The 22,977-nt window shown below is 71.2% G+C and carries 25 protein-coding genes, 1 tRNA gene and 2 riboswitches; of the genes, 17 read left to right on the top strand and 9 right to left on the bottom strand.

Features of this window, described 5'->3' with window-relative positions:
• Positions 1 to 133: 133 nt before the first annotated feature.
• From IEY82_RS22590 to IEY82_RS22580, 3 genes are all read left to right on the top strand, one after another.
• Complete coding sequence (locus IEY82_RS22590) at positions 134 to 1,510, top strand: DUF4331 domain-containing protein (protein WP_189126186.1); 1,377 nt, start codon at positions 134 to 136, stop codon at positions 1,508 to 1,510.
• 149 nt (positions 1,511 to 1,659) lie between these two features.
• Positions 1,660 to 2,859, top strand: coding sequence for a tetratricopeptide repeat protein (locus IEY82_RS22585; RefSeq protein WP_189126185.1), 1,200 nt, complete (start codon positions 1,660 to 1,662; stop codon positions 2,857 to 2,859).
• A gap of 47 nt (positions 2,860 to 2,906) precedes the next feature.
• Positions 2,907 to 4,496: a nickel/cobalt transporter gene (locus IEY82_RS22580; RefSeq protein ID WP_225263499.1), complete on the top strand. Its 1,590-nt coding sequence runs from the start codon at positions 2,907 to 2,909 to the stop codon at positions 4,494 to 4,496.
• Between the two features lie 33 nt (positions 4,497 to 4,529).
• Here IEY82_RS22580 and IEY82_RS22575 read toward each other — a convergent pair whose 3' ends face one another.
• The 3 genes from IEY82_RS22575 to IEY82_RS22565 all read right to left on the bottom strand — a co-directional run bounded on the left by IEY82_RS22575 (position 4,530) and on the right by IEY82_RS22565 (position 6,518).
• The gene (locus tag IEY82_RS22575; protein ID WP_189126184.1) at positions 4,530 to 4,925 is read right to left on the bottom strand and encodes a hypothetical protein; all 396 of its coding nucleotides are present in this window, start codon (positions 4,923 to 4,925) and stop codon (positions 4,530 to 4,532) included.
• A 3-nt stretch (positions 4,926 to 4,928) separates the two neighbouring features.
• Positions 4,929 to 5,684 (bottom strand): hypothetical protein, encoded by a 756-nt coding sequence (locus tag IEY82_RS22570; protein ID WP_189126183.1) that lies wholly within the window; start codon positions 5,682 to 5,684, stop codon positions 4,929 to 4,931.
• A gap of 129 nt (positions 5,685 to 5,813) precedes the next feature.
• Entirely contained in the window at positions 5,814 to 6,518 is a 705-nt protein-coding gene (locus tag IEY82_RS22565; protein WP_189126182.1) for a FadR/GntR family transcriptional regulator, read from the bottom strand.
• Between the two features lie 124 nt (positions 6,519 to 6,642).
• On the opposite strand from IEY82_RS22565, the gene IEY82_RS22560 reads away from it, so the two are divergent.
• From IEY82_RS22560 to IEY82_RS22530, 7 genes are all read left to right on the top strand, one after another.
• Positions 6,643 to 8,013 (top strand): glutamine synthetase family protein, encoded by a 1,371-nt coding sequence (locus IEY82_RS22560; RefSeq protein WP_189126181.1) that lies wholly within the window; start codon positions 6,643 to 6,645, stop codon positions 8,011 to 8,013.
• Between the two features lie 7 nt (positions 8,014 to 8,020).
• Positions 8,021 to 9,364, top strand: a complete 1,344-nt coding sequence (locus IEY82_RS22555; RefSeq protein ID WP_189126180.1) for an aldehyde dehydrogenase family protein — start codon at positions 8,021 to 8,023, stop codon at positions 9,362 to 9,364.
• A gap of 50 nt (positions 9,365 to 9,414) precedes the next feature.
• Positions 9,415 to 10,179, top strand: a complete 765-nt coding sequence (locus IEY82_RS22550; protein WP_189126179.1) for a 3-oxoacyl-ACP reductase — start codon at positions 9,415 to 9,417, stop codon at positions 10,177 to 10,179.
• Positions 10,179 to 10,880 (top strand): gamma-glutamyl-gamma-aminobutyrate hydrolase family protein, encoded by a 702-nt coding sequence (locus IEY82_RS22545; protein WP_189126178.1) that lies wholly within the window; start codon positions 10,179 to 10,181, stop codon positions 10,878 to 10,880. Before IEY82_RS22550 ends, IEY82_RS22545 begins: the two co-directional genes overlap by 1 nt.
• A gap of 93 nt (positions 10,881 to 10,973) precedes the next feature.
• A riboswitch (glycine riboswitch) is annotated at positions 10,974 to 11,071 on the top strand.
• A riboswitch (glycine riboswitch) is annotated at positions 11,072 to 11,170 on the top strand.
• A 34-nt stretch (positions 11,171 to 11,204) separates the two neighbouring features.
• Positions 11,205 to 12,290, top strand: coding sequence for a glycine cleavage system aminomethyltransferase GcvT (gene gcvT, locus IEY82_RS22540; RefSeq protein WP_189126177.1), 1,086 nt, complete (start codon positions 11,205 to 11,207; stop codon positions 12,288 to 12,290).
• Positions 12,287 to 12,676 (top strand): glycine cleavage system protein GcvH, encoded by a 390-nt coding sequence (gcvH, locus tag IEY82_RS22535; protein WP_189126176.1) that lies wholly within the window; start codon positions 12,287 to 12,289, stop codon positions 12,674 to 12,676. The genes gcvT and gcvH overlap by 4 nt, the downstream gene beginning before the upstream one ends.
• Before the next feature lie 51 nt (positions 12,677 to 12,727).
• Positions 12,728 to 14,104 (top strand): L-serine ammonia-lyase, encoded by a 1,377-nt coding sequence (locus IEY82_RS22530; RefSeq protein WP_189126175.1) that lies wholly within the window; start codon positions 12,728 to 12,730, stop codon positions 14,102 to 14,104.
• Positions 14,105 to 14,140: 36 nt separating this feature from the next.
• On the opposite strand, the gene IEY82_RS22525 is transcribed toward IEY82_RS22530, so the two are convergent.
• Entirely contained in the window at positions 14,141 to 15,013 is an 873-nt protein-coding gene (locus IEY82_RS22525) for a hypothetical protein (protein ID WP_189126174.1), read from the bottom strand.
• A 151-nt stretch (positions 15,014 to 15,164) separates the two neighbouring features.
• On the opposite strand from IEY82_RS22525, the gene IEY82_RS22520 reads away from it, so the two are divergent.
• Positions 15,165 to 15,668 (top strand): SigE family RNA polymerase sigma factor, encoded by a 504-nt coding sequence (locus IEY82_RS22520; RefSeq protein WP_229697643.1) that lies wholly within the window; start codon positions 15,165 to 15,167, stop codon positions 15,666 to 15,668.
• Positions 15,655 to 16,383 carry a hypothetical protein gene (locus tag IEY82_RS22515; RefSeq protein ID WP_189126172.1) on the top strand — a complete coding sequence of 243 codons (729 nt, stop codon included), beginning with the start codon at positions 15,655 to 15,657 and terminating at the stop codon, positions 16,381 to 16,383. Before IEY82_RS22520 ends, IEY82_RS22515 begins: the two co-directional genes overlap by 14 nt.
• Positions 16,384 to 16,414: 31 nt before the next feature.
• On the opposite strand, the gene IEY82_RS22510 is transcribed toward IEY82_RS22515, so the two are convergent.
• Together IEY82_RS22510 and IEY82_RS22505 are read right to left on the bottom strand one after the other, a co-directional pair.
• The gene (locus IEY82_RS22510; RefSeq protein WP_189126171.1) at positions 16,415 to 16,915 is read right to left on the bottom strand and encodes a hypothetical protein; all 501 of its coding nucleotides are present in this window, start codon (positions 16,913 to 16,915) and stop codon (positions 16,415 to 16,417) included.
• On the bottom strand, positions 16,915 to 17,514 hold the full coding sequence (locus tag IEY82_RS22505; RefSeq protein ID WP_189126170.1) for a DUF6286 domain-containing protein: 600 nt from the start codon (positions 17,512 to 17,514) through the stop codon (positions 16,915 to 16,917). Before IEY82_RS22505 ends, IEY82_RS22510 begins: the two co-directional genes overlap by 1 nt.
• Before the next feature lie 138 nt (positions 17,515 to 17,652).
• On the opposite strand from IEY82_RS22505, the gene IEY82_RS22500 reads away from it, so the two are divergent.
• On the top strand, positions 17,653 to 18,846 hold the full coding sequence (locus IEY82_RS22500; RefSeq protein WP_189126169.1) for an amino acid deaminase/aldolase: 1,194 nt from the start codon (positions 17,653 to 17,655) through the stop codon (positions 18,844 to 18,846).
• A 79-nt stretch (positions 18,847 to 18,925) separates the two neighbouring features.
• On the opposite strand, the gene IEY82_RS22495 is transcribed toward IEY82_RS22500, so the two are convergent.
• Positions 18,926 to 19,252: a DUF3618 domain-containing protein gene (locus IEY82_RS22495; protein ID WP_189126168.1), complete on the bottom strand. Its 327-nt coding sequence runs from the start codon at positions 19,250 to 19,252 to the stop codon at positions 18,926 to 18,928.
• A 144-nt stretch (positions 19,253 to 19,396) separates the two neighbouring features.
• Between IEY82_RS22495 and bcp the strand changes: the two genes are divergently transcribed.
• Both bcp and IEY82_RS22485 read left to right on the top strand, forming a co-directional pair.
• A complete protein-coding gene (bcp, locus tag IEY82_RS22490; RefSeq protein WP_189126167.1) occupies positions 19,397 to 19,870 on the top strand; it encodes a thioredoxin-dependent thiol peroxidase in 474 nt (157 codons plus the stop codon).
• 96 nt (positions 19,871 to 19,966) lie between these two features.
• Positions 19,967 to 20,049: transfer RNA gene (locus IEY82_RS22485), tRNA-Leu, on the top strand.
• Positions 20,050 to 20,160: 111 nt separating this feature from the next.
• Here the strand turns inward: IEY82_RS22485 and IEY82_RS22480 are convergent.
• Positions 20,161 to 20,466 (bottom strand): hypothetical protein, encoded by a 306-nt coding sequence (locus tag IEY82_RS22480; protein WP_189126166.1) that lies wholly within the window; start codon positions 20,464 to 20,466, stop codon positions 20,161 to 20,163.
• Positions 20,467 to 20,792: 326 nt separating this feature from the next.
• On the bottom strand, positions 20,793 to 20,918 hold the full coding sequence (locus IEY82_RS39940) for a hypothetical protein (RefSeq protein WP_263648341.1): 126 nt from the start codon (positions 20,916 to 20,918) through the stop codon (positions 20,793 to 20,795).
• A 157-nt stretch (positions 20,919 to 21,075) separates the two neighbouring features.
• Here IEY82_RS39940 and IEY82_RS22475 point away from each other — a divergent pair, with 157 nt between their 5' ends.
• Entirely contained in the window at positions 21,076 to 22,227 is a 1,152-nt protein-coding gene (locus tag IEY82_RS22475) for a sensor histidine kinase (RefSeq protein WP_225263500.1), read from the top strand.
• On the top strand, positions 22,227 to 22,877 hold the full coding sequence (locus IEY82_RS22470) for a response regulator transcription factor (RefSeq protein ID WP_225263501.1): 651 nt from the start codon (positions 22,227 to 22,229) through the stop codon (positions 22,875 to 22,877). Before IEY82_RS22475 ends, IEY82_RS22470 begins: the two co-directional genes overlap by 1 nt.
• Positions 22,878 to 22,977 lie beyond the last annotated feature (100 nt).

Below are 22,977 nucleotides of genomic sequence, written 5' to 3'. Positions count from 1 at the left end.
GTATGTCAACTTCGGTTGACCTCTCATCCTCGCGGAGGAGACCGACATCCGCCGGGCCCGCCGCGACGAATAGGGCGTCGAGGAACCCGGCCGGGACCTCTCGAAACCGATCAGCCCTTCGAAAGGACCGAACATGGAGCTCCGGATCAACCGGCGCGCTCTGGTCGGACTCGGCGTCGCGGCGGCACTGACCGCCTCCTCGTTCGCCGTGCTCCGCACCGACACCGGCGCCGCCTCCTCGCACCGCGAGGCTCCGGCGATCCTGGCCGACCCGCTCAACGACAACACCGACGTGTACGCGTTCGTCAGCCCCGACAAGGCCGACACGGTGACGCTGCTGGCCAACTGGATCCCGTTCCAGGAACCCAACGGCGGCCCGAACTTCTACCCGTTCGCCACCAGGTCGCGCTACAACATCAAGATCGACAACGACGGCGACGCCAAGCCCGACATCACCTACCAGTGGACCTTCCGCGACGAGGACCGGCGCGGCACCACCACGTTCCTCTACAACAACGGCCCCGTCACCTCGCTCGACGACCAGAACCTGCTCTACCGCCAGCGCTACACCCTGAAGAGGATCACTCCGGGCGGCAGCAAGACCCTGGTCTCCAACGGCATCGTGGCGCCGAGCAACGTGGGCCCCGCCTCCATGCCCGACTACGGCACGCTCAGGAAGCAGGCCATCACCGATCTGCCCGGCGGCGGCAAGACGCTCGCCGGACAGTCCGACGAGGCGTTCTTCCTCGACCTGCGCGTGTTCGACCTGCTGTACGGCGGAGACCTGTCCGAGGTCGGCCAGGACACCACCAGGGGCTACAACGTCAACACCCTGGCCGTCCAGGTGCCCGCCTCCGACCTCGCGCTCAAGGGCGACCCCAAGCGCAACCCGGTGATCGGCGTCTGGTCGACCACCGACAAGCAGGGCCCCAAGGGCTTCGTCCAGGTCTCCCGCCTGGGCAACCCCCTGGTCAACGAGGTCGTGGCGCCCGCCGGCCTGAAGGACGCGTTCAACGCGCTACCGCCCGCCAAGGACGCCGACGTGCCGGCCCTGGTCAAGCGGGTCACCGACCCCGAGGTGGCCAGACTGCTGGAGTCCATCTACGGGATCAAGGCGCCCGCCACGCCCCGTAACGACCTGTTCGAGATCTTCCTGACCGGCATCGCCAAGGGCAACGGGCCGATCATGGCGGACCTCAACTCGCAGACCCTCAACAAGGACGCCGGCAAGCTGCGTCCCGCCGAGATGCTGCGGCTCAACATGTCGATCCCGCCCACCAAGGACCCCAACAGGCTCGGCGTGCTGGCCGGCGACCTGCAGGGCTTCCCGAACGGCCGACGCCTGTCGGACGACGTGGTGGACATCGAGCTCCAGGCCCTGGCCGGGGCCGCGCAGTCCGGCAAGCTCGTCCCCGGGCTGACGGACAAGGTGGACAGGAACGACAAGCCCTTCCTGGCGACGTTCCCGTACATCCCGCTCCCCGGCAACGTCGCGGTCAACCAGCGCTGACCCCGTGACCGGCCGGCTCCCTCTCCTGGCCGGCCGGTCTCCCCCGCGGCGGGTCCGGTCTCCCCCCTTTCCCGCCGCCTCACCGGCCGGCCGTGCACCCCGTAGCGGCCGGCCGGCCTCTTCGACCCTCGGACCGTTCGGAGCCCTCGATGCGATCGCTCGTCCTCGCCTGCGGCGTGGTCCTGGCCGGCGCGCTGGCCTTCACCGTCGTCGCGGTGTCCGCGCCCGAGCAGCGCCAGGAGCAGCAGGCGGCGCCCTTCACCGAAACGCTGCAGACCCGCCTCAAGCGCCTGCCCGGCGACTACCGCGGCTGGGCCCGGCTCGGCATGGAGTACGTCGACCAGACCAGGATCACCGGCGACCCCTCCTTCTACGCCAAGGCCGAGGGCGCTCTGGCCACCGCCGCCCGGCTGGCTCCCGAGGACGACACCGTGCTGACCGGCCAGGCGGTGCTCGCCGCCGGCCGCCACGAGTTCGCCGACGCCGCCCGGCTCGCGAACCGCGCCCTCCACGTCAACCCCTACAGCGCGACCGCGCACGGCGTGCTCGCCGACGCGAAGACGCAACTCGGCGACCTGAGCGGAGCCGAGAAGGCCGTGAACAGGATGCTGAGCCTGCGCCCCGGCGTGCCCGCGTTCGCCCGCGCGTCCTACGCGGCCGAACTGCGCGGCGACCGGGACGCGGCCCGCCGGCTCCTGCTGGACGCCGAAGCCGACGCCTTCCTGCCCGCCGACCGCGCCTTCGCCCGCCACTACCTGGGCGAACTGGCCCTGCACTCCGGCGACCTGCGCGCGGCCGGCGACTGGTACGGCCAGGCCCTGCGGGCGTACCCGGCCTACACCCCCGCCCTCGCCGGCCAGGCGAAGGTCGCGGCGCTCGGCGGGCGGCTGACCGAGGCCCTCACCCTCTACGACCAGGTCGTCCAGCGGCTGCCCCTGCCCCAGTACCTGATCGAGCAGGGCGAGACCAGGATCAAGGCGGGCCTGACGGCCGACTGGACACTGCTGCGGGCCCAGCGCGAGCTGCTGCGGGAGGCCGGCGTGCGCGACGACCTCACCTGGGCCGAGTTCGAGGCCGACCACGGCGACCCGGTGCTGGCCGTACGGCATGCCAGGGCGGAGTACGCCCGCAACCCCAACCTGGTCGCCGCCGACGTCCTCGCCTGGGCCCTGTTCCAGGACGGACAGCCGCGCGCCGCGCTGCGGTACGCGAAGGAGGCCACCGCGACCGGCTGGCACCACCCGCTGCTCACCTACCACCGGGCGCGGATCGAGCGGGCGCTGGGGCTGCCCGCGCGCGTCGATCCGGGCTTCGACCCGTCCCTGCCCGCCCTGGCGAGGTCCTCGTGACTTCCCTCCCAGGGCCGCGGCCCGAAATCTCCAGCGAAGGCGATCCGATGAGACTGATCCGGCTGGGCCTGCTCGCCGTCCTCGCGGGTCTGGTGCTGTCGCTGTCGGCGGCGGTCGTGTTCGTCGCGGCGGCGCGGGCGGACTCCGGATCCGCCACGCTGCGGGAGACCGGCGTCGGGGCCACCGAGGGCGGGCGCCTGGCCCATCCGCTGGGCAACTTCACCGTCAACCACTACAACGGGCTGCGCCTGCGTGCCACCGAGGTGCGGAACACCGCCGTGGTGGACGCGGCGGAGCTGCCGACGCTGCAGGCCAAGCCCGAGGTGGACGGCTCGTACGCGGCCCGCAGGTGCGCCGCGCTGGCCGCCGCCCAGCGCCTCACGGTCGACGGCACGGCGGCGCCATGGCGGGTGGCCCGCTCGGCCCACGTCTACGCGCCCGGCCAGGGTGGCCTGGAGACCAGCCGGTTGACCTGCGAGCTCATCGCCGATGTCCGGCCGGCCGGGACCGTGGAGTTCGCCGACGCCTTCGAACAGGACCGGATCGGCTGGCGGGAGATCACCGCCGTCGGCGACGGCGTCCGGCTGGCGCGCTCGTCGGTGCCCTCGGCCAGCGTGAGCGACGAGCTGCGCCGCTATCCCGACGACCTGCTGGCCGACCCGCTCGACCAGCGGGCCGCCACGCTGACCGTCGCCTCCCCCGGTTCGTCCCCCGGTTCGTCCCAGGGTGACCCGAGTGGCTCGGACGCTCCGGACGCGCCCGGCGGCGGCACCAGCGGGGGGATCAGTGGCGAGATCTCGGTGGGCGGCCCGATCGGCGACGCCCTGGCGGCCCTGGACCGGACGTTCACCGCGCTGATCGGCTCCGACCGGCTCACCGCGCCGCTCGGACTGCTGGCCCTGGGCCTCGCGGTGGTGCTCGGCGCCGGCCACGCGCTGATCCCCGGGCACGGCAAGACCATCATGGCCGCCTACCTGGCCGGGCGGCGGGGCCGGCCTCGTGACGCGGTCGTGGTGGGCGCCACGGTGACGGCCACCCACACGGCCGGGGTGCTGGTGGTGGGGTTGCTGCTCAGCGCGTTCACGGCGCTGGCCGGCGAGTCGGTGCTGGCCTGGCTGGGGGTGGCGAGCGGCCTGCTGATCGCCGTCATCGGCCTCCGCCTCCTCAAGTCCGCCCGCAACGGCACCCCCGCCCACGGACACGGCCACGGACATGGGCACGGACACGGACATGGGCACGGCCACGGCCACGGCCACGGACATGGGCACGGGCATGGGCACGGGCATGTCTTCGGGGTTGGTGACAGGCACGAGCGTGGGCGAGGTGGGCTGGTCGGGCTCGGGGTCGCGGGCGGGCTGGTGCCCAGCCCGTCGGCGCTGATCGTGCTGCTGGGGGCGATCGCACTGGGCCGTACCTGGTTCGGGGTCGCACTCGTCACCGCGTACGGCGTCGGCATGGCGGCGACGCTCACCGTCACGGGCCTGCTGCTGGTCAAACTGGTCGACCGGCTGGAACGCGGGGCCGCGGCCGGGCGCGGCCTGGCGATGCGCCTGTCGGGGCTCGCCCCCCTGGGCACGGCCGCAATGGTGATCCTTCTGGGCGCCGGCCTCGCCCTCCGCTCCGTGGCCTCCCTCTGACCGTGCCCGCCAGCCGAAGAGGCACGATGAGCTTCAGTCGATGTCGGGCAGGTCGGGATCGTCGTAGTCGATGTCGCCCTCCTCGGCCCGCCGCAGCTTGATGTCCTCGGCCCACGCGGCGGCGAAACTCCGGACCTCCCGGATGCGGTCCTCGTCCAGCCCGTACGCCTCGAACTCCTCGTCGGCGATGGAGTCGACGAACTCCAGTCGCATGACGAGCTCCCGCGGGGAGAACAGCTCGTTGTGCGAGCGGGCCAGACGTTCGAGGTCGCGGAAGGAATAGTGGTGGGCCACGGCGGCGACGTCGATGAAGTCCTGGGCGAGGCCCCTCTCGTGCAGGGCGCGCATCCTGAGGCCCACCGCCTCGTCGAGGCCGATCGGCTCGGGCAGCGACTGCTCGCTCCCGTCCCCTCGCAAAGGAAGCGACATGTCCTAAGTATGCCGATCTCGCCGCCTGCTGGACGGCAGATCATGGCGCCCCGAGAGGAACTCCTGGAAAGCGATCTTCGCCCTGATGGCCGGTCGCCGCCACCGCTCCTCCCGGTGCACGGCCGTCGCCATCTTGCGCGGTGAGCCCTTCGCGAAGAACCAGTAGGCCCACGGCGACCCGGGCCGCGCCAGGCGTACCGCTCCGACGATCAGCAGGACCGGCAGGAACAGCCCGACCATCCCCGTCCAGATCTTGCCCTTGAGCAGCGTGACGACGGCCAGCAGCAGGTTGGCCACGATCAGCACCGCGGGGTTGAGCCAGGAGCCGTAGTCCCAGATGAGCGGCCGGAGGCCGATGAGCAGCAACCCGGTGACGGCGACCGCGATGAACACCGCGTCGACGGAGGCGCGGCCGTCCTCCTCCCAGTAGACGTCGTGCAGGTGCAGGATCAGCGCGAACTCGTCGAGCACGAGCGCCGCCCCGACGCCGAACACCGACGCCGCGATGGCGTAGCCGGCCTGTGAGGCGGACGAGAGGACGAGCCCGGCGACGCCGCCGCCCAGCATGAGCACGACGCCGAACACCACATGGTGGATGTGCATCTCGCCGACGCTGACGTCGCGGAACCAGCCGACCTTGGCCCGGATCAGCCGGACGTTGACGCGGGTGGCGATGAAGGCGACGATCAGCGCGACGAAGAAACAGAACAGCGGCAGCCGTCCTGTCGAAATGATGCTGTGCTGGAACCAATCCCCCATGACCTTGCTCTCGATGCTACGAGGTCGGCCGCCCCGCCTCGCACCTGAGGGCGGATCTTCACGCCGCGGTCAGAAGCCGTCCAGTCAGAAGCCGTCCGGTCAGAAGCCGTCCGGTCAGAAGCCGTCTAGTCAGGACAGGAACCCGCGCAGGAGGGCGGCGGTTCCCTCCAGATGCTCGGACACCGCGCGGCGGGCGGCCTCGGAGTCGCCCGCGAGGATGGCGGCCACGATGGCCTCGTGCTGGGTGGCGGAGTGGTCGAGGTTCACCTGGAGCATCGGGATGGCGTTGAGCAGGTCGCTGACCCGCAGGCGGGCGTCGGCGCAGGCGGTGGCCAGCAGCGACGAGCCCGTGAGCTCGGCGACGGACAGGTGGAAGGCGGTGTCGAGCCGCCGGTAGTCCTCGACGCCGGCCTCGTTGACGTCCGCGAGCCGGCGGCACAGCAGGTCGCGCTGGTCGCCGGTGAGCGGGCCCGCGGCGAGCACCGCGGCGGCGCCGCACTCCACGGCCATCCGGAAGGTCAGCGCGTCGGCCAGGTCGTCCGTGCCCATGTCGGCGACGACCCGGCGCAGGTCACCGGTGTCGGGCCGGGGCGGGACATAGGTGACGAACGCGCCGCCGTAGCGGCCTCGCCGTACGTCGAGGTAGTCGGCCTCCTGGAGGGCGCGGATGGCCTCGCGCAGGGTGACGCGGCTGATGCCGAGCTGGACGGCGAGCTCGCGCTCCGGGGGCAGTTTCTCGCCCGGCCCGACCACGCCCAGTTTGATCGCCTGGAGGAGGCGTTCCACGGTCTCCTCGAAGGCGTTGCCCGCCCTGACCGGGCGCAACACTGTCATCAAACGCGCCGAATCGTCCAAGGTGTCCTCAGGTCTTGACAAGCGATCCCACGATGCACATCAATGGTCTGACACTAGCCCAATCAACGGGAAAGCGCCTTAGACCGGATCGGAGCCACGATACGTGAGCGAACGAGTCAGTCCCGGATTCCTCACCGTCGACGAGCTGCGCGACGAGGTCACGGCCGGGCGGATCGACACCGTTCTGCTCGCGCTCGCCGACATGCAGGGCAGGCTGCAGGGCAAGCGCCTGTCCGCGCGCTACTTCCTGGAGGAGGTGCTGCACCACGGCGCGGAGGGGTGCAACTACCTGCTCGCCGTGGACGTCGACATGAACACGGTCGCCGGCTACGCGATGTCGTCCTGGGAGCGCGGCTACGGCGACTTCGTGATGAGGCCCGACCTGTCGACGCTGCGCCGCGTGCCGTGGCTGGAGGGCACCGCCCTGCTGATGGCCGACCTGGCCTGGGAGAGCGGCGAGGACGTGTCCGCCTCGCCGCGCCAGATCCTGCGCGGGCAGCTCGCCCGGCTGGCCGACCGGGGGATGGCCGCCTACGTCGGCACCGAGCTGGAGTTCGTCGTCTACGACGACAGCTACGAGGACGCCTGGCGGCGCGGCTACCGCGATCTGACCCCGGCCAACCTCTACAACGTCGACTACTCCCTGCTCGGCACCTCCCGCGTCGAGCCGCTGCTGCGCCGGATCAGGCTCGGCATGGAGGGCGCGGGCCTGTACGTCGAGTCGGCCAAGGGCGAGTGCAACCTGGGCCAGCACGAGATCGCCTTCCGCTTCGACGAGGCGCTGCGCACCTGCGACAACCACTCGATCTACAAGAACGGCGCCAAGGAGATCGCCGCCCAGGAGGGCAGGTCGATCACCTTCATGGCCAAGCCCGACCAGCGCGAGGGCAACTCCTGCCACATCCACATCTCACTGCGCGCCGAGGACGGCGAGCCGGTCATGGCGGGCCCGGGCCCGCACGGGCTGTCCGAGCTGGGCGCCCGGTTCATCGCCGGCCAGCTGGCCTGTCTGCGCGAGCTCACTCTCCTGTACGCGCCGAACATCAACTCCTACAAGCGTTTCGTGCCCGGCAGTTTCGCCCCGACCGCGGTCAAATGGGGCGTGGACAACCGCACCTGCGCGCTTCGCCTGGTGGGCCACGGGCCGTCGCTACGGGTGGAGAACCGGGTGCCCGGCGGCGACGTCAACCCGTACCTCGCGGTCGCGGCGCTCGTCGCGGCCGGGCTGCGCGGCATCGACGAGCGGCTCGCGCTGGAGGACGCCTTCGAGGGCAACGCCTACGCCTCGGGAGCCGAGACGGTGCCGACGACGCTGCGCGACGCGCTGGCCTTGTGGGAGGGGTCGAAGCTGGCCCGCGAGACGTTCGGCGAAGATGTGGTGGAGCACTATGCGAACAACGCCCGGGTGGAGCTGGCCGCGTACGACGCGGCGGTGACCGACTGGGAGCTGTTCCGCGGATTCGAGAGAATGTGACGGGGGCATGAAGATCATCAATCCGGCGACGGAAGAGGTCGTCGCCGAGGTGGAGATGGCCGGCGCGGCCGAGGTCGACCGGGCGGTGGCGGTGGCCCGGCGGGCCTGCGCGACCTGGCGCGAGGTGTCGCCCGGTGACCGGGCCCGGCTGCTGCGCGCGTTCGCCGGCCTGGTCGACGCGCACCGCGAGGAGCTGGCCCTGCTGGAGGTCGCCAACGCGGGCCACCCGATCGGCAACGCCCGCTGGGAGGCCGGCGCCGTCCGTGACGTACTGCACTTCTACGCCGGGGCGCCCGAGCGCAACCACGGCAGGCAGATTCCGGTGCCCGGCGGCGTCGATGTCACGTTCCAGGAGCCCCTGGGCGTGGTCGGCGTGATCGTGCCGTGGAACTTCCCCATGCTGATCATGAGCTGGGGCGTCGCCCCGGCGCTGGCGGCGGGCAACACGGTGATCGTGAAGCCCGCCGAATGGACTCCGCTGACCGCGCTGAGGCTGGCCGAGCTGGCCTTGGCGGCGGGCCTCCCCGAGGGGGTGCTCCAGGTCCTGCCTGGAGCAGGGGAGGTGGCGGGAGCCCGCCTGGTCGAGCACCCCGACGTGGCCAAGATCGTGTTCACCGGCTCCACCGAGGTGGGCAAGGAGATCGCGGCGAAGGCCGCTGCCCAGGTCAAACGGGTCACGCTGGAGCTGGGCGGCAAGTCGGCGAACATCGTTTTCGCCGACTCAGACCTGGAGAAGGCGGCCAAGGCCGCTCCCTACGCCGTCTTCGACAACTCCGGACAGGACTGCTGTGCCCGGTCCCGGCTGCTCGTCCAGGCCGAGGTCTACGACGACTTCCTCCAGCGGCTCAGCGCGGCCGTGACCGGCATCAGAGTCGGGGACCCGCTCGACGAGAGCACCGAGATGGGGCCGCTGGTCAGCGCCGAGCACCTGGCCCGGGTGCGTGGCTTCGTCGACGGCACGCCCTACCTGCAGGGCTCGTGCCCGTCCGGCAAGGGCTACTGGTTCCCGCCGACCGTGCTCACCTCACGGCTCACCGACCGCGCCTTCACCGAGGAGATCTTCGGCCCGGTCGTGTCGGTGGTGCCGTTCGCCGACGAGGCGGAGGCCGTACGGATCGCCAACGACACCCGCTACGGCCTGAGCGGCTCCATCTGGACCCGCGACGTCGGGCGGGCGCTGCGCGTCGCGCGCGCCGTCGAGGCCGGCGCGTTGTCGGTCAACTCCAACTCCTCGGTGCGCTACTGGACACCGTTCGGCGGCTTCAAGGAGTCCGGTCTCGGCCGGGAGCTCGGCCCGGACGCCCTCACCGCGTTCACCGAGACCAAGAACGTCTTCATCTCAACGGACTGACATCGGCCCGCCTCGACCAGCGGGCGATCCACCTCAACGGAGTGACTTCTATGCAGCGTTTGCGGGACCGCGTCGCCGTCATCACCGGCGCGGGCAGCGGCATCGGGCTGGCCACCGCCCACCGGTTCGCCGAGGAGGGCGCCAGGGTGGTCTGCGCCGACGTCGACGCCGAGGCGGGCGCCAAGGCCGCGACCGAGGTCGGCGGGCTGTTCGTACGAGCGGACGTGACCAGCGACGACGACGTGGCGCGGATGTACCAGACGGCGTTCGACACCTACGGCTCCGTGGACATCGCGTTCAACAACGCCGGCATCTCGCCGCCCGACGACGACTCGATCCTGGAGACCGGGATCGACGCCTGGCGGCGGGTGCAGGAGGTCAACCTGACCAGCGTCTACCTGTGCTGCAAGCACGTGATCCCCTACATGCGCCGGCAGGGCAAGGGCTCGATCATCAACACGGCGTCGTTCGTGGCGGTCATGGGGTCGGCGACGTCGCAGATCTCCTACACCGCCTCCAAGGGCGGGGTGCTGGCGATGTCGCGCGAGCTGGGCGTGCAGTTCGCCCGCGAGGGCATCCGGGTCAACGCTCTGTGCCCCGGTCCGGTCAACACGCCGCTGCTGCGGGAGCTGTTCGCCAAGGACCCGGAGCGGGCGCAGCGCCGCCTGGTGCACGTGCCCGTCGGCCGCTTCGCCGAGGCGGCCGAGATCGCGGCGGCGGTGGCGTTCCTGGCCAGCGACGACGCGTCGTTCATCACGGGCTCGGAGTTCCTGGTCGACGGCGGCATCTCCAGCGCGTACGTCACGCCGCTGTAGTGGGAGGGATCACGCGGCGTCCGGTCATCGGGATCACGACCTATGTCGAGCCGGCGCGCTACACCGTGTGGGATCTGCCGGTCGCGCTGCTGCCGTACATGTACGTGGAGCAGGTGACCGCCGCGGGCGGCCAGCCGGTGCTGCTGCCGCCTGCCGGTGAGCCCGCCTCGCTGGTGGGCCGGCTCGACGGGCTCATCCTGGCCGGCGGGGGCGACATCGACCCCGCGCGGTACGGCCAGGCCGAGCAGCCAACCACCGGCTACATCCGGAAATTTCGGGACGAGGCCGAGTTTGCGGTGATGGAGGCGGCCCTGGAAGCCCGGCTGCCGTTCCTGGGCATCTGCCGGGGCCTCCAGGTGCTGAACGTGGCGCTCGGCGGCACCCTCCACCAGCATCTCCCCGACGTGGTCGGCCACACCGGGCACTCCCCCTCGCCCGGCCGGTTCGGCGAGCTCCCGGTGCGCCCCGTCCCCGGCACCCGGCTGGCCAAGGCCCTGGGTGACGGCCCCGTCGACGTCCCCCACTATCACCACCAGGCCATCGACCGCCTCGCCCCGAAGCTCACCGTCACGGCCACGGCCGGCGACGGCACCATCGAGGCGGTGGAGCTCGACACGCACGACTTCGCCGTGGCCGTCCAGTGGCATCCGGAGGCGGCCACGGACCGCGTCCTGTTCGAGGCCCTGGTCGCGGCCTGCTGACGAGCGGGCGGGCCTCGCCCGCCCGCGCGGACCCAACGGGGCCAGGACGCGACAACACCCCCGCCCCGGCACTAGGCTTGCGGACATCACCGACAAAACCGTGCGGGAGAGCGCCCTGACCGCCATCCAGGGCCCCTGAAGGAGCAAGCCCTCCCCGCGAACCTCTCAAGGCAAAGGACCGCACGGACGAGGTGACCTCTGGAAAGCAGGTCCCGCGCGGCCTCGCCGAAGGTGAAAGTCCGGGCAAATCCTGGGCGAAGCTCTCAGGCATCGATGACAGAGGGGGAGGATCCTGGCATCCGACCCTGCCCTGAGGTGCGACCTATGTCCCGACCGACACCGCTGCGAGACGTTCACGAGAGTCTCGGCGCGACCCTGACCGACTTCGCCGGCTGGCTCATGCCGCTCCGCTACGGCAGCGAGTCCGCCGAGCACAACGCCGTCCGGCAGGCGGCCGGGCTGTTCGATCTGTCGCACATGGGCGAGATCTTCGTGACCGGCCCCCAGGCGGCCGAGGCGCTCGACTACGCGCTGGTCGGACAGCTGTCGGCGCTCACGCCCGGCCGGGCCCGCTACACCATGATCGTCAACGAGCGGGGCGGGGTGCTCGACGACCTCATCGTCTACCGGCTGGGTGACGAGGAGTTCATGGTGGTGGCCAACGCCTCCAACTACGAGAAGGTCGCGGCGGAGCTGACCGACCGCGCCAAGCCGTACGACGCGGCGGTGGAGGACCGTTCGGAGCGGTACGCGCTGATCGCCGTGCAGGGGCCGCGCGCCCAGGAGATCCTCGCCACGCTCACCGACGCCGACCTCGCCGGGCTCAAGTACTACGCGGGCCTGCCCGGCCTGGTCGACGGCCGGGAGGCGCTGATCGCCCGCACCGGCTACACCGGCGAGGACGGCTTCGAGCTGTTCGTGGCCGCCCAGGACGCGGTGCCGCTCTGGCAGGCCCTGACCGTGGCGGGTGAGCCGTACGGACTGCTGCCCGCGGGTCTGTCCAGCCGCGACACGCTCCGGCTGGAGGCCGGGATGCCGCTCTACGGCAACGAACTGGGCCCGGAGCTCACCCCGTTCGACGCGGGACTGGGCAGAGTGGTGAAATTCGACAAGCCGGGCGACTTCGTCGGCAGGTCGGCACTGGAGGCGGTCAAGGACACCCCGCCCCGGCGCCGGCTCGTCGGCCTGGTCGCGCGTGGCCGCCGGGTCCCCCGCCACGGGTACCCGGTCACCAAGGACGGTGCCGTCGTCGGCGAGGTCACCAGCGGGGCGCCTTCCCAGACCCTGGGCAAGCCCATCGCGCTGGCCTACGTCGACACCGGGGCCGAAGCAGGTCTGGCCGTGGACATCCGGGGCAGCCAGGAACCAGTGGACCTGGTGGAGCTGCCCTTCTACAGGAGGAACAAGTGAGCAACATCCCTGACGAGCTGAGCTACACCAAGGAACACGAGTGGGTGGCCGGGCTGGACGACGGCATCACGGTGACGGTCGGCATCACCGCGTACGCGGCTGAGGCCCTTGGTGACGTCGTCTACGTGCAGCTGCCGGAGGCGGGCTCCAGCGTCGCGGCCGGTGACTCCGTCGGCGAGGTGGAGTCGACCAAGTCCGTGAGTGAGATCTACGCCCCCGTCGGCGGCGAGATCGTCGAGGTCAACCAGGCCATCGTGGACGACCCGTCGCTGGCCAACAGTGACCCCTATGGCGAGGGCTGGATGTTCCGGGTGCGCATCGAGGGCGACCCCGAGGACCTGCTGTCCGCCGCGGAATACACAGCGCTCACCTCAGGCGAGTCCTGACCGTCCGCCGGGGCCCTGCCGGGCCCCGGCCCTGCTGAAGGGCGCATCTCCATGGCGATCAGCGTCTTCGACCTCTTCAAGATCGGCATCGGCCCGTCGAGCTCCCACACGGGCGGCCCGATGGCCGCCGCGCACAGGTTCGCCCGCGGCCTGCACGACGACGGCCTGCTGCCGCGGACGTCTCGCGTCGACGCCATCCTGTACGGCTCCCTCGGCCTGACCGGCAAGGGCCACGGCAGCGACAAGGCCGTCCTGCTGGGCCTGTCGGGCGAGAAGCCCGAGCTGGTGGACGTCGACGGCATCGACGCCCGGCTCGCGGAGATGCGCGACTCCGGCACGGTCAAGCTGTACGGCACGCGGGAGATCCCGTTCGTCGTCGGCGAGAACCTGGTCTTCGAGCGGAAGATCTCGCTGCCCGAGCACCCCAACGGCATGCGCTTCACCGCCTACACCGACTCCGGCGAGCCGCTGCGCGAGAAGGTCTACTTCTCGGTCGGCGGCGGCTTCGTGGTGGACGAGAACGCCACCGGCGCCGACCGGATCAAGCCGGACGACACCGTGCTGCCCTACCCGTTCACGACCGGCGAGGAGCTGCTCAAGCACTGCACCGCCACCGGCCTGTCGATCTCCGCCCTGATGATGGAGAACGAGAAGGCGTTCGGCCGCACCGAGGACGAGATCCGCGCCGAGATCCTGCGGCTGTGGCAGGTCATGTCCGAGTGCGTGCGGCGCGGCATCTCCAAGGAGGGCGTGCTGCCGGGCGGCCTCAAGGTCAAGCGGCGCGCCAACCAGCTGCACCGCCGCCTGCAGACCGAGGCGTCGGAGACCGACCCGCTGCGCGCGCTCGACTGGGTGTCGCTGTTCGCGCTGGCCGTCAACGAGGAGAACGCCGCCGGCGGCCGCATCGTCACCGCTCCCACCAACGGCGCCGCCGGCATCATCCCGGCCGTGCTGACCTACTACTCCCGCTTCGTCCCGTCGGCCGACGACGAGGGCGTGGTCCGCTTCCTGCTCACGGCGGCGGCGATCGGCGTGCTGTTCAAGGAGAACGCCTCCATCTCGGGGGCCGAGGTCGGCTGCCAGGGCGAGGTCGGCTCGGCCTGCTCGATGGCGTCGGCCGGCCTGACGGAGGTGCTCGGCGGCACGCCCGAACAGGTGGAGAACGCCGCCGAGATCGGCATCGAGCACAACCTCGGCCTGACCTGCGACCCCATCGGCGGCCTCGTCCAGATCCCGTGCATCGAGCGCAACGCGGTCGCCTCCATCAAGGCCATCACCGCGGCCCGCATCGCGCTGCGCGGCGACGGACGTCACTTCGTCGCCCTCGACAAGGCCATCAAGACGATGCGCGACACCGGGCGCGACATGCTCGACAAGTACAAGGAGACGTCCCGCGGCGGCCTGGCCGTCAACGTCATCGAGTGCTGACGGCCCGGTCACCGGTTCGAGCTGTCGTGGCACCCGTCAGGGCAGGGCCGGCACGGCCGGCGGGGAGTCGGTCCAGCCGGACTCGACCAGCTTGCTGGTCTTGATCACGAGCTGCTCTTTCGGGTACGTGACCGTGTCGTCCTGTGACAGCAGCGCCATCCTGCCGGTGTCCACGATCAGTCTCATCTTGATGGGGACCGTGCCCTTCCCGCCCGGCCTGTCGATCAGGAGGACCGTGCCGGATCTGCCCAGTTTGTCCTTCGCGTTGCCCTCAGCGCGCACGCCCGGCATCGTCAGCAGCGCCTGGTAGGCCGCGACGCGGACCTCCTTCGGAGCGGGAAGGTCGTACAGGATCTCAGGCAGGGCCGAGAGCCAGTTGCCGCCGATGGAGTTCTCGCGGCCGACCCGGCCCGCCTCCGCGACCCAGGCCTTCAGGCGGTCCGGGTCGGCGGGCAGTCGCTGGACCTCGTCGTACGTCAGCCACTGCTCCGCGAAGAAGAACGAGTTCGGCGGCGGCGCCTGGTCCACGCGGCCCTTGGCGGGCTGGGTGGACAACTTCACGGTCTTGCCGTCGATCGATTCGGTCCACTTGGCGGGCGAGCCGTCGCGCTGCCACGCCTTCTTGTCCGCCGCGCTCTTCGGCAGCGACCCCAGCTCCCGGTACCCGGACCACGACCTGCCGTCGGGCGCGGTCCACCTCTCCGTGATCTCCTGCTGGAGCAGCGAGTAGGGGTGCGACTTGGTGCCGAACCGCCAGGGGTGGGTGGTCGTCGTCAGGGTCCTGGTGTGCCAGTAGGCGCCCTCCGGGGGAGCGGCCGCGGCGGCCGGCACGCCCAGGACGGCCGCTCCCACGGCCAGGCCCACACCGAGGCTGATCAGCCGCCGGGCCGACGCGGTTGCGAACTTCATAAGTTTCCTCCATGGGTGCGAAGTCACAACTGTCCATACGCCTGGGTCCCGGCCAACGGTTGCCCGCGAACTGTTCCTCGTCGGCGGGCAACGATCGCGAAGGCCGAGGCGTATTAGGAGGCGTGAAACCGGACAGACAACCATGAGCGCCGTGGAACATGATTTCAGCGCTTTCGTGGCCGCACGTGGCACGAGCCTGCTGCGGGTCGCCTATCTCGCCTGTGGCGACAGGGCGGAGGCCGAGGACGTGTTGCAGACGGCGCTGGAGCGTACGTACCGGAACCTGCACCGGGTCCGCCACGAAAGCCTTGAGCCCTACGTGCGCCGCGTCATCGTCAACACCGCCATCAGCCGCGCCCGCCGCCGGGCGATCCTCAGCGTCATCCCGATGCACAGCCCGCCGGAGACGTCGGCCCGCGCGACCGACGCCGACCTGCGTCATGTGCTCATGGAGGCGCTGCGCGCCCTGCCGCCCCGGCAGCGCGCGGTGGTCGTCCTGCGGTACTGGGAGGACCTCAGCGAGACACAGACCGCCGAGGTGCTCGGATGCGCGGTCGGCACGGTCAAGAGCCAGGCGTCGAAGGCCCTGGCCAAGCTCCGCTCGGCGCTCGGCCGGGAAACAGTGGAAGGAGTGATCAGGAATGCCCACGCTTGAGGAAGAGATCCGCCAGCTCATGGCGGACGAGACCGCGAGCCTGTACGCCGCGCCCGACCTGGCGGAGCGGGTGTTGCGCTCCTCCCGGCACAAGAGGAGAAGGGCCTGGGCCGCCGCGGTGGCCGCGTCCGTGGCCGTCGTCGTCGCCGCGCCCGTCGCCTTCCTGACCGCCGGCTCAGTGGCCACGGCCGGCGATCAGGCCACGGTCTCCGTGACGCCGGAACCACCCATCGACGACACCCCGCCCCTGCGGTCCGACCCGCCGAACCTCGGGGACCTGGGCGACGGGAAAGAGTTCGGGCACGTCAAGGTGGGCTACCTGCCCGAGCGCCTGCGGTGGTCCAACTGGTCGGTGAACTTCGGCGACAGCTACTCGACCTCGTACAACTACACGGGCGACAAGCAGGACTTCTACTGCGTCCAGATCTTCATGCACGAGGAGGCGACCGTCCAGGAGACCGGCGACCGGATCCAGGAGTATCGCGACGAGGGGGACGGTGCGGAGGTGACCATCGGCGACCGCACCGGCTACCTGGTCGTGCAGAACGTCGGCGAGGACGGCGGGAAGGGCACCCCGACGCTCTTCCTCAGAATGAGCGACCGGCAGTGGGCCGAGATCTCGTTCAGCCCCATCTACGCGAAGGAGTTCGCCGGCGACGGGGCCGTCAACGCCGAGCTGAAGAAGATCGCGGAGGGGCTCACCTCCACTCTCTGACCCCGGCGGGGAAGCCGGCCGGGCGGCTGAGTCAGCGGCGGACGTGGAGGCGGACGAGGGTGTCGAGCTCGTCGTCCTGGACCTCGCGGCGGATGCGGCCCACGATCTCCCGGTCGAGCTTGCCGACCATGGCCCCCACGTCGGCCGCGGCCGGGCAGGTGACCGAGACGCGCAGGCGTGCGCCGTTGCCCATGACGCGCACCCCCGCCCGGGTGAGCCCCTCGATGTCCTTGAGGCCGACGCAGAGCATGGCGGTCCCCGTGCCGGAGCGGGCGCCGAGGCGGCCCCAGCCCAGGCTGATCAGCAGCCAGCGGAGCGTGACCAGGGCCAGCAGCACCAGCGTCAACGCCAGCAGCCACAGCGCCCACGGCCGCTCGGCGATCAACTCGGCGACGCGCTCCGGCAGCACCTTGGCCCGTGACGGCAGGCCCGGCAGCCTGTCCTGGCCGCGCGCCCAGGCGTAGCCGCCGATGACCAGCATCAGCGCCCCGACCACGGCCAGGCCGATCCGGTTGCCCGTGTACTGCCGCATCAGATTCCCCTCCTGCGCAGCCGGACCACGACCTCGCCCGTGGAAAGGGTGCCCAGGCCGGCCAACCGGTCGCCCACGGCGTTGCCGACGTGGCGGAGCATCGAGCCCGTGCTCTCCGGGCCGGTTCTCACGGTGACCTCGATCGTCCGCCTGCGTAGCCGTACCTTCGCCTTGTTGACGCCCTCGACCTCCTGGGCGACGTTGCGGAGGGTGCGGCGCAGCCCCGACCGGGTGATGCCGATGACGATGTTGGGGTCGGAGGCCTCGACCGGCACCAGCGTGCAGCGGCCGGGCACGGCCGCGAGGAGCAGCAGCACCAGGCCGGCGGCCGCGAGACCGAGCGCGCCGAGTGACAGGTCGCGCCACGAGGACCGGCCGGCCAGCTCGATCAGGCGGTCCACCGGCAGCAGGCCGAGCGGCCGGCCCACCAGCGCGGTCGCCACCTCCGCGGCGGTGAGTGCCAGCGCCACGGTCAGCGCGAGGGCCACCGTGACCCCCGCCGGGGTGCGCGCGGGTCTGAGCGCCCGGCGCGATCTGCGCAGCGGGCTCTCCGGTGCGGCGACGGCGGCACCGGGCAGTATCTGCTGGAGCGTGGTCATCACACCGATCAGAGGTACACGGAGCGGGCATCGCACCGACCATGCCCTCGCCGCCCGTTTGCGGGATCATTACTGGCGAAACAGGTAACGTGAATTCCCCTCATATTCTTTTGCCCGGTATGCCGTTACGCTCCTGGTATGAACGACCGCCAGCGATACGACCGGGCCACCGCGGCGCTCGACCCCCCGTTCGCGATCCTCGACCTCGCCGCCATGCGCGCCAACGCGGCGGACATGGCGCGGCGCGCCGGAGGCAAACCGATCAGGGTGGCCACCAAGTCGATCCGTTCGCGGCCCGTGCTGCGCCGGATCCTCGACCTGGACGGCTTCCGCGGGCTGATGGCGTTCACCCTGCCGGAGGCGCTCTGGCTGGTGGCCGAGGGGTTCACCGACGTCCTGGTGGCCTACCCGACGGCCGACCGGCAGGCGCTCGCCGCGCTGGCCGGTGACGCGCGGGCGGCCAGGGAGATCACGCTGACCGTGGACTCGGCCGAGCACCTGGACCACCTCGACGACGTGCTGAAGGGGGTGCAGCCCCGCCACGAAATCCGGATATCTATGGACATCGACACCGGATATGTCGCTCTTGGCGGCAAGTTCCGGGCGGGGGCGCTGCGCTCTGCCATCCGCGAGCCCGAACAGGCCGCCGACCTGGCCGCCGAGATCGCCAAGCGGCACGGCTACCACCTGGTCGGCCTGATGGCCTACGAGGCCCAGATCGCCGGCGTCGGCGACGACCCGCCGGGCAACGCGATGTACACCCGCGCGATCAGGTTCATGCAGGGCCGCTCCGCCCGCGACCTCGTCCTGCGCCGCGGCCGCATCGTGAACGCCGTCCGCCAGATCTGCGACCTGGAGTTCGTCAACGGCGGCGGCACCGGCTCCATCGAGCGGACCGTGCGCGAGAAGGCCGTCACCGAGGTCGCCGCGGGGTCGGGGTTCTTCCACCCGCGCCTGTTCGACTTCTACCGCGGCTTCACCGGCCGCCCGGCCGCGCTCTTCGCCCTCCCGGTCGTCCGCCGCCCCGCGCTCGACACGGTCACGGTGCTCGGCGGGGGCTACCTCGCCTCGGGGCCCGCCGACCGGAGCCGCCTGCCCCAGCCGTACCTCCCGGCGGGGCTGCGCTACTCGGCCGACGAGGGCGCCGGTGAGGTGCAGACCCCGCTGATCGGTCAGGCGGCGCAGGATCTGCGGGTGGGCGACCGGGCGTGGTTCAGGCACGCCAAGGCGGGCGAGCTGTGCGAACGGTTCGCCGCGCTCCACCTCGTCGAAGGCGACACCATCGTCGAGACGGTGCCCACGTATCGGGGCGAGGGCAGAACGTTCCTCTGAGGACCGTTGAAAACCGTTTCTCTCGAATCCGTTCCGCTGAGGAACGTTCTTCTGGGACCGTTCCTCAGCGCCGGCCGCGTCAGCGGCGACGGCGGCGCCAGAGCACGAACGCGGCGCCGATCACCAGTGCCGCGCCCACCGCGATGAGCACCGGCCCCGGATTGGGCCGCTCCTCCTCCCACAGCCGGTCGGGGTCGTCGCCGAACTCCACCGGCCGTGACGACATGCCCAGCGCGTCGCCGACGGACGAGACGAGATGTCCCGCCCTCGTCTTGACGTCGGTGACCGTGCGCTCGGCCACCCGCTTGGGACTCACGCGGTCGGCGATGGCGTCGACCGTGTGCGCCAGCTCCGCGCGCGTCTGCGCGATCCGCCGCTCCAGCTCATCGGGATCGGTGTCAACCATGACTCTCCTTTCGACCGCGCCCATGCCCGCTCCGCGTGCCGAACGAGTCGCATCCGCTCCGGTCGTGATCAGTCTGTCAGGTCAGCACGCCGTACGGCACGGCGGGCAGGCCGGTAGGTTTGCCACAGGAACTCAGGAGGGCTCATGACCGAAACCAAGCTCGCGCCCGGCGACGCCGCGCCCGAGTTCACGCTACCCACAGCCGACGGAAAGTCGGTCTCCCTGGAAGACCTCCGCGGCAAGCGGGTGATCCTCTATTTCTACCCTGCCGCGATGACGCCCGGCTGCACCAAGCAGGCCTGCGATTTCCGCGACAGCCTCGGCCAGTTGACCACCGAGGGTTTCGTGGTGCTCGGCGTGTCGAAGGACAAGCCCGCGAGGCTCGCCAAGTTCGCCGAACGCGACGCGCTCACCTTCCCCCTGCTGTCAGATCCCGCTCTTGACGTTCACCAGGCCTACGGCGCCCATGGCACCAAGAAGCTCTACGGCAAGGAGGTCGTGGGCGTGATCCGCTCGACCTTCGTCATCGACGCCGACGGCAAGATCGAGCAGGCCCTCTACAACGTGAAGGCCACCGGTCACGTGGCGAGCCTGAAGAAGAAGCTCGGCCTCGCCTGACGCTCTCGCGGGCCCCTTCGCCAAGGGGCCCGCTATGGTGCGGCGGCGAGACCGCTGGGGCGCTAAACTATCTCGGGCCCGCCTTGACCGGGCCTCGCGGGCGTGGCGAAATGGCATACGCGGCAGATTTAGGTTCTGTTGGTGGAGACACTGTGGGGGTTCGAATCCCCCCGCCCGCACATTCGCCGACATCGGCCGGCGAATGTCGTCACCTGATTCCGTCGGCCTCCGCATGCCGGAGATGAGTCGTTCACAGCCCCTGCCCCGGGTAACTGCTCGCGAAGCCCCTTCTATCCCGTCGGGACCGGGGTCGCGGGCACCGGCGTCGGCATCATCGACGTCGTGGGGACGGGCGTGGGCGGGATGCGCGGCATCATCGTCGGCGCGGGATACGCCGGATAGGGGTACGGCCCGCCGTGACCGCAGTACATCCCGCCCGGGACGCGCCAGCACTCCTGGTAGCCGGGCCCGCCGCCCTGGTGGCCGGGCCCGCCGCGGTCGCCCCAGCCCGGGTGCCGCCAGTGGACGTGACGGTCGTCGCGGGCGGTGACGCCGCTGATCACGGCCACGGCACCGCCCCCCAGCAGTCCGCCCACGATCAGCCCGATGAGCCCGGCGCCGATGATCTGCGCGGGCTTCTGCCGTACGAAGTCGCGGAACCCACCCGGTGGCGGTGGTCTCCAGCCTGGCGGCCGAGCCCCGGCCCCGGGACCCGCACCCGGGCCGGTGTGACCACCGCCGGCGAAACCGTACTCATGACTGGTGGCACCAGGCCCAGGGCCGGCCGGGCCTGGAGCGGCCGGACCTGCGACTGTCGGGCCTGTGGTCGTCGGCGCCGGACCTGGAGCGGCCGGTCCGGTAGCGGTCGCGGGCTCGCCGGAGGCCGGGTCTCCCGACGCGGCGGCCGGCGGCGGAACGTTCGCTAAGGGGACATCCGCGGCTGGATCGTCACCGGGACGATCGCGCGGGTCCGGAACATCCGTGGATGGAACGTCTGCCGGGTCGCGCGGCGCTTCTTCTCCGCCACGCGACCCACCAGCGCGATCATGATCCGCCATCACGATCTCCCTTTACTCGCCCACAACAGGCGCTCCCAGGTACAAGATTGCCGCAACCACCGTAAGCCCCGCGTAAGACCTGAGTCGTACACGAACTTCAGCCTCAAGGCTGACCAAGGCCCGGCAATGCCTACATATCGTGAAGAGGTGTTCGGGAGGGTACGCGCGTGGTCGACGCGCCACGGCAAGGCGATGGACGCCCTCCGGGTGGCGCCGCTGGTCGTGCTGGCCCTGGTAACCATGTGGTCACCCGCGGTGCAGAACCGCGCCGGCTACCTGGCCCTCTCGGCGGCGCTGCTGGCGCCGCTGCTGTGGCTGCGCAGGCACCCGACAACGGCGTTCTCGGTCGTCGCCCTGGTCAGCTTCGGGCAGTGGCTGGCGGGGATCGACCCGCTGCCTGCCAACCTCGCAGTGCTGGCGGCGCTCTGGGCGGTGGCCTCCTCGTGCTCGTTCCCGTGGGCGCTCGCGGCGGGGCTGATCTGCGAGCTGGGGGTGTTCCTGGTGCTCGTGAGCTGGGACACGGTCTCGTTCAGCATGTTCTTCAGCGGCTCCATCTTCATCGTGACGATCTGGCTCACCGGCCTGTACGCGAGCACGCGCAGGCGCTACCTGGAGGGCCTGGAGGAACGCGCCGAGCGGGCCGAGCGCGAACGCGACCAGCAGGCCAGGATGGCCGCGGCGGCCGAGCGCGCCCGCATCGCCAGGGAGCTGCACGACGTGGTGGCGCACAACGTCAGCGTGATGGTCGTCCAGGCCGACGGCGCCGGCTACGCCATCGACGGCGACCCCGAGCAGGCCCGGCTGGCCGTACGGAACATCTCCAGGACCGGGCGTGAGGCGCTCGCGGAGATGCGCAGGCTGGTCGGCGTGCTCCGCCAGGACGAGACGGACCGCACCGACTACACGCCGCAGCCGGGCCTGGCGCAGCTGGCGGAGCTGGTGCGCGAGGCGGGCGTGCCCGCGCGGCTGGACGTCGGCGGCGGGCCGGTGGAGCTGCCGGAGGGGCATCAGCTCGCGGTCTACCGCATCGTGCAGGAGGCGCTGACCAACACGCTCAAGCACGGCGGCCCCGGCGCCCGCGCGCTGGTCGAGCTCGGCTACACCGGATCCGAGCTGGTCGTGCGGGTGACCGACGACGGCAGGGGCGCGGCGGCGCCCCGCAGCCCCGACGGGCACGGCCTGATCGGGATGCGCGAGAGGGCGAGCATGTACGGCGGGACGGTGTCGGCCGAACCGCGGCCGGGCGGCGGCTTCGAGGTGCTGGCCAGGCTGCCGGTGCCGGTGACGAGGGCTGCCTAGTGATCAGGGTGATGCTGGTCGACGACCAGGAGCTGCTGCGGGCCGGGTTCCGGATGGTGCTGGGCGCGCAGCCGGACATCGAGGTGGTGGCCGAGGCGGCCGACGGCGCCGAGGCGCTGGAGGTGCTGCGCGCCGTCGAGGTGGACGTGGTGCTCATGGACGTGCGCATGCCGAGGATGGACGGCGTCGAGGCGACCAGGCGCATCGAGGGCCCGAAGGTGCTCATCCTGACCACGTTCGACCTGGACGAGTACGCGTTCGCGGCGGTGAAGGCGGGAGCGTCGGGCTTCCTGCTGAAGGACGTGCCGCCCGGCGACCTGGTGACCGCGATCAGGACCGTGCACGACGGCGACTCGGTGGTGGCGCCGAGCACGCTGCGGCGGATGCTCACCCGGTTCGCCGCCGTGCTGCCCTCCGGGGAGCCGGGCGACGTGGCCGAGTTGACGCCCCGCGAGCGCGAGGTGCTGCTGATGGTGGGGCGCGGGCTGTCCAACCTGGAGATCGCCGCCCGGCTGGAGGTGGCCGAGGCCACGGTCAAGACGCATCTGGGCCGGGTGCTGGCCAAGCTGGGTCTGCGGGACCGGGCGCAGGCCGTGGTCTACGTGTACGAGGCCGGGCTGATCGTGCCCTCGTCTCGGCCGAAAGGCTGACCCGGGTCATCGCACGGCCTACCCGAAGTCCCTCCTCAGGGCCCATGGAACCCGGTTCTCCCGCCCCTAGCGTGGATCGAATCCCCGGGACGAAGCCCAG

The sequence above is a fragment of the Nonomuraea cavernae genome (assembly GCF_014646355.1).
GTDB lineage: Bacteria > Actinomycetota > Actinomycetes > Streptosporangiales > Streptosporangiaceae > Nonomuraea > Nonomuraea cavernae.
Note: the sequence above shows the minus strand (reverse complement) of the source record. Positions and strands in the feature narration are given on the sequence as shown.

Bases quoted from the DNA above. Each gene is read 5' to 3' on its own strand.
- IEY82_RS22530 (WP_189126175.1), top strand. From the start codon at position 12,728: ATGGCGATCAGCGTCTTCGACCTCTTCAAGATCGGCATCGGCCCGTCG.
- IEY82_RS22585 (WP_189126185.1), top strand. From the start codon at position 1,660: ATGCGATCGCTCGTCCTCGCCTGCGGCGTGGTCCTGGCCGGCGCGCTG.
- gcvT (WP_189126177.1), top strand. From the start codon at position 11,205: ATGTCCCGACCGACACCGCTGCGAGACGTTCACGAGAGTCTCGGCGCG.
- IEY82_RS22525 (WP_189126174.1), bottom strand. From the start codon at position 15,013: ATGAAGTTCGCAACCGCGTCGGCCCGGCGGCTGATCAGCCTCGGTGTG.
- bcp (WP_189126167.1), top strand. From the start codon at position 19,397: ATGACCGAAACCAAGCTCGCGCCCGGCGACGCCGCGCCCGAGTTCACG.
- IEY82_RS39940 (WP_263648341.1), bottom strand. From the start codon at position 20,918: ATGATCGCGCTGGTGGGTCGCGTGGCGGAGAAGAAGCGCCGCGCGACC.
- IEY82_RS22550 (WP_189126179.1), top strand. From the start codon at position 9,415: ATGCAGCGTTTGCGGGACCGCGTCGCCGTCATCACCGGCGCGGGCAGC.
- IEY82_RS22590 (WP_189126186.1), top strand. From the start codon at position 134: ATGGAGCTCCGGATCAACCGGCGCGCTCTGGTCGGACTCGGCGTCGCG.
- IEY82_RS22505 (WP_189126170.1), bottom strand. From the start codon at position 17,514: ATGACCACGCTCCAGCAGATACTGCCCGGTGCCGCCGTCGCCGCACCG.
- IEY82_RS22510 (WP_189126171.1), bottom strand. From the start codon at position 16,915: ATGCGGCAGTACACGGGCAACCGGATCGGCCTGGCCGTGGTCGGGGCG.
- IEY82_RS22575 (WP_189126184.1), bottom strand. From the start codon at position 4,925: ATGTCGCTTCCTTTGCGAGGGGACGGGAGCGAGCAGTCGCTGCCCGAG.
- IEY82_RS22555 (WP_189126180.1), top strand. From the start codon at position 8,021: ATGAAGATCATCAATCCGGCGACGGAAGAGGTCGTCGCCGAGGTGGAG.
- IEY82_RS22565 (WP_189126182.1), bottom strand. From the start codon at position 6,518: ATGACAGTGTTGCGCCCGGTCAGGGCGGGCAACGCCTTCGAGGAGACC.
- IEY82_RS22580 (WP_225263499.1), top strand. From the start codon at position 2,907: ATGAGACTGATCCGGCTGGGCCTGCTCGCCGTCCTCGCGGGTCTGGTG.
- IEY82_RS22500 (WP_189126169.1), top strand. From the start codon at position 17,653: ATGAACGACCGCCAGCGATACGACCGGGCCACCGCGGCGCTCGACCCC.
- IEY82_RS22570 (WP_189126183.1), bottom strand. From the start codon at position 5,684: ATGGGGGATTGGTTCCAGCACAGCATCATTTCGACAGGACGGCTGCCG.
- IEY82_RS22515 (WP_189126172.1), top strand. From the start codon at position 15,655: ATGCCCACGCTTGAGGAAGAGATCCGCCAGCTCATGGCGGACGAGACC.
- IEY82_RS22495 (WP_189126168.1), bottom strand. From the start codon at position 19,252: ATGGTTGACACCGATCCCGATGAGCTGGAGCGGCGGATCGCGCAGACG.